Raw genomic sequence first — 6,232 nt, forward strand, 5'->3', positions numbered from 1 at the left:
TATTATCAATGTTTGATCGACCGGTTATCAATACCCGAATATTGTACCAATGATTCTAAATTTTTAATATTAATATAAGTGATGGCCAAAAAAGAGAATGCAACCAAAAATTTTGTCGTGCGAATCGACGCTGAAATGATGGAAGCTATCGAAACCTGGGCTGCGGACGAGTTCCGCAGCACCAATGGTCAGATCCTGTACATTCTGGACCAGGCTTTACGCAAAGCCGGCCGGCTAAAAAAGAAAAAACAATCGAAGCAAGAAGAGGAATAAATTACGATAACTCTAAAACACGTCTACATAAAAAACTTTTTTCTCCCGGGAGAAAAAGAAAAAGCATCCGAAAGAAATTTTATTTTCCTTCGGATGCCTTTTTATATCAGTATTAATACGACTTGTAAAAAATCAGAAATATATACAATAAGCTGTTCTATTAGCGACTGATAAACAACCAAGCATCCTTATATTTCTCATTGGTACGAAGTGTAGACATATAAGCTTCGGCTTGTTCACGATTATCGAATTTATCAGCATAAATACGATATTTTCCATCACGGGCCACTTTACTAACATGCTTACATTCGTTACGATCTACACCGGCAATGTATTTATCAGCCTGTTCCGCTGTCGGGAAACTGGCTATTACGATGTGATACATTTTAGGAACAGGTATCTTTTCAACTGATTTGGAGACAACCTCCTGTTTTTTAACCTTAGGAACAGTGGTTACTACTGCAGTATTCTTTTTTATCTCTGCCGCTTTTGACTCCTTTGCCACAGACACAGTTGGCGCAACTTCTTCCACTTTCATTTCCGGCACACTTTTAACAACCATTTCTGTTGGAACAAAACTGGCCGTATAAGCAGCTTGGTTCACATCCTTTACCGGAGTTGATACCAACAGGAATAAAGCGAGAGCGGCCGCAGAAGCAACAGCTACGCGGAGAAATTTTCGATTAACTGGAATGTATAAGATATCTTTCTTCTTCTTTCCCGCCAATAGAACAGCTTCTTCACGTTCTGCCAAAACAGGTTTCAACTGCGGAAAATGAAATGCTGCCAAACCATAAGAAACAATACTAAAGGAATCGGAATTACCCGGATGGAAAATAACCTGTCCTTCCATTCCCAGGCTAAAAGTTCCTAATCCCCCCAGGGACAACTTCTTTTCCTCCTGCAAAGCAGCTTTCATATCTTCAACATCTTCCTCCAACATTAACTGTGCTTTTCGGTAATTCACATCATACATTTGCATATATGATTCCGAAAGTAAGCCGTCGTTATGTTGTAATGTGATGTTAAAAACAATTTCTTTGCGTTGCGGATTAAACAAATGATCTGCCCCATTGTAAACGGAAGAGACCGTTTGCAACACAAAACCACCGAATTTCGGCACAATTACGCAATCGTGCACCAGCAATAGTCGCTCTATATGTGTTATTATCCTTAACATAAGACAAAGGTAGATATTTATTCGTGAATTTACAAAACAAAAAACGGTACAATTTTCTACCTTTGTCTCTCATATAACAAATGCAATGTACTGGTCATATCAATCTATATATTTAATAAAAGTAATCCCCTTTTTAGGAGGATGGCTGGCAGATCGCCTATTGGGTGATCCGGAAGGGTGGCCCCATCCCATTATATGGTTTGGCAAATTAATTTCTTTCGGTGAAAAGAAACTCAATGTAGGAAACAATCGTTTCTATAAAGGAGCTTTACTTACATTGGTTCTTGTTACAGGTATCTATTTCCTTCCTTCCTTACTCCTGCAGTGGGCGGCAGTAATCAACACACAGTTTTATGCACTGCTTGTCGGAGTCGGGGTTTTCTATTGTCTGGCAGGAAAAACATTGATTACAGAAGTAAAAGCTGTTTTTGAAGCTGTAGACCGGAGCGTAGAAGAAGGGCGTATGCAGGTCGGTCGTATTGTCGGTCGCGACACATCCCATCTATCTCCTCAGGAAATCAGAGCGGCTGCCCTGGAAACATTAGCAGAAAACTTGAGCGACGGTGTTATTGCTCCCATGTTTTGGTTTGCTCTGCTGGGATTACCCGGTATGATGGCTTATAAAATGATCAATACACTCGACTCCATGATTGGTTATAAAAACGAACGGTATAAAGAATTCGGACAAGCAGCCGCCCGACTGGATGATGTAGCCAATTATATCCCTGCCCGGTTAACGGCCTGCCTAATGCTGCTGGTTTCCGGTAACTGGCATAGAAGAAACTATCTCCAACAGTTCGGCCGTGCACACCTCAGTCCCAACTCGGGCTATCCGGAGGCTGCCCTGGCTGCTATCCTGGACTGTCGTTTCGGAGGGACACACGACTATTTCGGCCAGTCTGTTGAAAAACCATACATTGGTATCAATGACAGAGCTTTTACTGTAGAAGACATGTTAATTGCGACTAAAATAAACAGCAATACAGAACTGGCAATGGGATTGCTTGTTTGTTTTTTATCACTATTATTACATTAAAGATAATTATATACAATGGAAATAAGACTAAACAAATTACTTAGTGATGCAGGTTATTGCTCACGCCGGGAAGCGGACAAGTTCATTGAAATGGGACGGGTTACCGTTAATGGTAAACATCCGGAAGTCGGACAGAAGGTCAGTAAATCCGACATTGTCATGCTGGATGATATTCAGATCAATGTAGGTAAATACGAAGGTCAGGCTCAAGAGCATTCGCGTGCTGTAGTCGGCAAAACACAAAATCTGGTTTTTGGTGAAACAACAAAAACTCCGGAGAAAAAAGGGAAAAAGACAGTAACTGCACCTAAAGCAGAAAACAGTAATAAACCGTCCGGTTCCAGCAGTACATTAAGACCCGGAAAATACGTAAAATACAACAAATATGCAGCTGCAAGAAAAGCTGCAAAAAGTGGAGCCAAACCGAAGGAGAAGCTGAGTCCGGAAGAAAAAGCGTTGAAAGATGCATTACAACCGAAGTTCGGCAAATCGTTAGGAAAAGCAGCTGTTGCACAACGTCTAGCCGCATCACCAAAGTCGGCCAGCCTGCGGAAGACCAGTAAAAATAACCCTTTAAACAAGGCTAAACGTACTGCTTCCCGTAACAAACCTAAAGATGAATAAAGTGTCGGATAAGCATATTGTACTTATAACCGGGGGGCAACGTTCGGGTAAAAGCGGATACGCACAAAAGCTAGCCTTATCATTAAGCACTAACCCGGTTTATCTGGCTACCTCCCGCGTATGGGACGAGGAATTCCGTCAACGTGTTCTTCGCCACCAGGCAGATCGTGGTCCGGAATGGACAAACATCGAAGAAGAAAAATATCTGAGCCATCACAACTTGGAAGGCCGCGTAGTTGTAATAGATTGCGTCACCCTATGGGGAACTAATTTCTTTTTTGACAATGACAGCAATGTCGATCTGTCACTCAAAGAACTAAAAGAAGAATTCAACCGATTGGCTGAACAGCATGCTTATCTCATCTTTGTTACCAATGAAATAGGATTGGGAGGCGTATCTCCCGATCCGGTACAGCGTAAATTCACCGACTTACAGGGATGGTTGAACCAATACATTGCCTCCCGTGCCGATGAAGTCGTACTGATGATAAGCGGAATACCCATGAAAATAAAAGAATAACAAAATAATAAAACAATGATTACTTTTCAGATTGAAAAACCGGATACTGCTATTGCGGAAGCGTTACAAGAAAAAATAAACAACCTGACCAAACCTAAAGGTTCGTTAGGCAGATTAGAAGAAATAGCCCTTCAGGTCGGACTGATTCAGCAGACACTTGCGCCTGCATTAAATCATCCTGTCAATGTTATATACGCTTCCGATCATGGCATTGCCGATGAAGGAGTAAGCAAATCCCCCAAAGAAGTCACCCGACAAGTGATCCACAATTTCCTGAATGGCGGAGCCGGTGTTTGTTTCCTTGCACGTCAACACGGCTTCGATATAAAGATCGTCGATGGCGGGGTTGATTTCGATTTTCCTGTAATCCCACAATTAATAGACCGTAAAATCAGAAAAGGGACCCGCAACTTCCTCCACGAAGCTGCTATGACTCGTGAAGAAATGGAATTGGCTCTTCAGTATGGTGCCGACATCGTTTCCGACTGCCATAAAGAAGGATGCAATGTTATCAGTTTCGGGGAAATGGGGATAGGTAACACAGCAGCATCCAGCATGTGGATGACTTGCCTCACAGGTATTCCTTTAGTCGAATGTGTGGGTGCCGGAAGTGGTTTGGACAGCAATGGAGTGCAACATAAATATAATGTGCTAAAAGCTGCTCTTGAAAACTACAAAGGCGATAACAGTACTTTAGATGTAATCAGTTATTTCGGAGGTTATGAAATGGTCATGGCAGTAGGTGGAATGCTCCGGGCGGCTGAACTCAAAATGGTCATCCTTGTCGATGGCTTTATTATGACCAATTGTGTGTTGGCTGCTTCCCGTCTCTATCCGGACATGCTCCCTTATTGCATATTCGGACATTGCGGAGATGAAGCAGGGCACAGAAAAGTGTTGGATGCCCTCCAGGCAGAGCCGGTATTAAATCTGGGACTACGTTTAGGAGAAGGATCCGGTTCAGTATGCGCTTACCCGATCATTGACTCGGCTATACGTATGATAAATGAAATGCATACTTTCCAGCAAGCTGCTGTGACAAAATATTTCTAACCGGATGGTATTCCATTCCTAACATTTATATATATGTTACGTATATTGGCTGCATTCATATTCTTTACACGTCTGCCTTTCTGGAAACTGGCAGAAGTACCCGCCGAATATTTCAAGAATATAGTTAGCCGGTGGGCATTGGTCGGTTGGTTTACTGCCGGATTAATGGTTATCGTATTGTATGCAGGCTCTCTTATTCTACCGGCCGGAGTCGCTTTGGCACTAGCAATGATAACCCGATTATTAATTACAGGCTGTTTACATGAAGACGGACTGGCGGATTTCTTTGACGGATTTGGAGGAGGTACCAGTCGGGAACGAATATTGGCCATCATGAAAGATTCTCACATAGGAAGTTATGGAGTAATCGGATTGATCTGCTATTTCGGTCTGTATTACTTATTACTCAGTAACCTCCCAATTGAATTAGCAGGTTGTGCCATACTCGCCGGAGATCCTTATAGTAAAGGAGTTGCAGGAATGATCATCAATCGTCTTCCATATGCCCGGAAAGAAGAGGAAGCTAAAAGTAAGACAGTATATAGCCGCATGACGACAGGAGAATATCTATTCAGTCTTATTTGCCTATTAGTTCCTTTATACTGGTTACCAGAACCTGTTTATTTTTTAGCAGGTCTTCTTCCCGTCGCCACCTGGTATATGCTGACTGCACTCATGAATAAGAAAATACAAGGATACACGGGGGATTGTTGCGGAGCCACATTTCTACTTTGCGAATTGAGTTTTTACCTCGGGATAGCTGTTATATACACAACAACACTTTAAAATTACTATATGAATATCTATTTAATCAGACACACCTCTGTCGAGGTTCCTGCAGGCTATGCCTATGGGCAAACAGATGTCGCATTACGTCCGTCTTTTGAAGAAGAGGCTGAAAAAGTAAAAGCATCACTCTCCGGATTAAACTTCGATAAAATTTGGTGTAGCCCATTAACTCGTTGTGTACGGCTCGCATCTTACTGTGGCTATCCGGAAGCGACACGGGAAGACCGGGTAAAAGAACTTAATTTCGGAGAATGGGAAATGAAATCCTGGGAAGAGTTATCCTCTGATCCCCGTTCTGAAACCTGGTTTGCAGACTGGATCAAGACCAGAACACCAGGAGGAGAATCTTTAAAAGATCAGTATGAACGTGTCAGTTCATTCCTCGATGAAATAAGAAAGAGCGGACTAGAGAACGTATGTATATTCGCTCACGGAGGTGTTTTAACCTGTGCGCGGGTATATGCAGGAGAATATGATATCAAAGATGCTTTCAAGAACGTACCTTCCTACGGAGAGATTATAAAACTCTCTTTCGACTAACAATTCCCCATATCTCCCAATACTCTTTATTGTAATATATCCATTTGATATTTGTACAAAACCAGAAAAGGAGTCAGTTCTTTCGGACTGACTCCTTTCTACCATTCAGTCTTTCGACCTGACAAAAACGGCGGTTATCTACTCTCCCACTTTTACGCAGTACCATCGACGTGGTTGGGCTTAACTTCTCTGTTCGGAATGGGAAGAGGTGGATCCC

8 protein-coding genes and 1 rRNA gene are annotated in these 6,232 nt (G+C 42.3%); 7 read left to right on the top strand and 2 right to left on the bottom strand.

Annotated features, from left to right (window positions below):
* Nucleotides 1-81: 81 nt before the first annotated feature.
* Complete coding sequence (locus M1P97_RS17430) at nt 82-273, top strand: Arc family DNA-binding protein (RefSeq protein ID WP_195374891.1); 192 nt, start codon at nt 82-84, stop codon at nt 271-273.
* A gap of 160 nt (nt 274-433) precedes the next feature.
* Here M1P97_RS17430 and M1P97_RS17435 read toward each other — a convergent pair whose 3' ends face one another.
* On the bottom strand, nt 434-1,453 hold the full coding sequence (locus M1P97_RS17435) for an HU domain-containing protein (RefSeq protein WP_195374892.1): 1,020 nt from the start codon (nt 1,451-1,453) through the stop codon (nt 434-436).
* An 85-nt stretch (nt 1,454-1,538) separates the two neighbouring features.
* Between M1P97_RS17435 and cbiB the strand changes: the two genes are divergently transcribed.
* The 6 genes from cbiB to cobC are packed head-to-tail and all read left to right on the top strand — an operon-like array spanning nt 1,539 to nt 6,015.
* Nucleotides 1,539-2,489, top strand: a complete 951-nt coding sequence (gene cbiB, locus M1P97_RS17440) for an adenosylcobinamide-phosphate synthase CbiB (RefSeq protein WP_249389717.1) — start codon at nt 1,539-1,541, stop codon at nt 2,487-2,489.
* 15 nt (nt 2,490-2,504) lie between these two features.
* Nucleotides 2,505-3,113, top strand: a complete 609-nt coding sequence (locus M1P97_RS17445; protein WP_249389718.1) for a S4 domain-containing protein — start codon at nt 2,505-2,507, stop codon at nt 3,111-3,113.
* Entirely contained in the window at nt 3,106-3,633 is a 528-nt protein-coding gene (locus tag M1P97_RS17450) for a bifunctional adenosylcobinamide kinase/adenosylcobinamide-phosphate guanylyltransferase (protein ID WP_195374895.1), read from the top strand. The genes M1P97_RS17445 and M1P97_RS17450 overlap by 8 nt, the downstream gene beginning before the upstream one ends.
* Before the next feature lie 15 nt (nt 3,634-3,648).
* A complete protein-coding gene (gene cobT, locus M1P97_RS17455) occupies nt 3,649-4,686 on the top strand; it encodes a nicotinate-nucleotide--dimethylbenzimidazole phosphoribosyltransferase (RefSeq protein ID WP_249389719.1) in 1,038 nt (345 codons plus the stop codon).
* A 33-nt stretch (nt 4,687-4,719) separates the two neighbouring features.
* Nucleotides 4,720-5,472 (top strand): adenosylcobinamide-GDP ribazoletransferase, encoded by a 753-nt coding sequence (locus tag M1P97_RS17460; RefSeq protein WP_195374897.1) that lies wholly within the window; start codon nt 4,720-4,722, stop codon nt 5,470-5,472.
* A 9-nt stretch (nt 5,473-5,481) separates the two neighbouring features.
* Nucleotides 5,482-6,015 carry an alpha-ribazole phosphatase gene (cobC, locus tag M1P97_RS17465; protein ID WP_249389720.1) on the top strand — a complete coding sequence of 178 codons (534 nt, stop codon included), beginning with the start codon at nt 5,482-5,484 and terminating at the stop codon, nt 6,013-6,015.
* Nucleotides 6,016-6,140: 125 nt separating this feature from the next.
* On the opposite strand, the gene rrf is transcribed toward cobC, so the two are convergent.
* Nucleotides 6,141-6,232 (bottom strand): 5S ribosomal RNA (gene rrf, locus M1P97_RS17470); the annotation flags it as partial.

The sequence above is a fragment of the Parabacteroides leei genome, assembly GCF_023369805.1.
GTDB classification, from domain to species: domain Bacteria; phylum Bacteroidota; class Bacteroidia; order Bacteroidales; family Tannerellaceae; genus Parabacteroides; species Parabacteroides leei.

Excerpts from the sequence above, each read along its gene's own strand:
- M1P97_RS17430 (WP_195374891.1), top strand. The coding sequence starts at position 82 with ATGGCCAAAAAAGAGAATGCAACCAAAAATTTTGTCGTGCGAATCGAC.
- M1P97_RS17435 (WP_195374892.1), bottom strand. The coding sequence starts at position 1,453 with ATGTTAAGGATAATAACACATATAGAGCGACTATTGCTGGTGCACGAT.
- cbiB (WP_249389717.1), top strand. The coding sequence starts at position 1,539 with ATGTACTGGTCATATCAATCTATATATTTAATAAAAGTAATCCCCTTT.
- M1P97_RS17445 (WP_249389718.1), top strand. The coding sequence starts at position 2,505 with ATGGAAATAAGACTAAACAAATTACTTAGTGATGCAGGTTATTGCTCA.
- M1P97_RS17450 (WP_195374895.1), top strand. The coding sequence starts at position 3,106 with ATGAATAAAGTGTCGGATAAGCATATTGTACTTATAACCGGGGGGCAA.
- cobT (WP_249389719.1), top strand. The coding sequence starts at position 3,649 with ATGATTACTTTTCAGATTGAAAAACCGGATACTGCTATTGCGGAAGCG.
- M1P97_RS17460 (WP_195374897.1), top strand. The coding sequence starts at position 4,720 with ATGTTACGTATATTGGCTGCATTCATATTCTTTACACGTCTGCCTTTC.
- cobC (WP_249389720.1), top strand. The coding sequence starts at position 5,482 with ATGAATATCTATTTAATCAGACACACCTCTGTCGAGGTTCCTGCAGGC.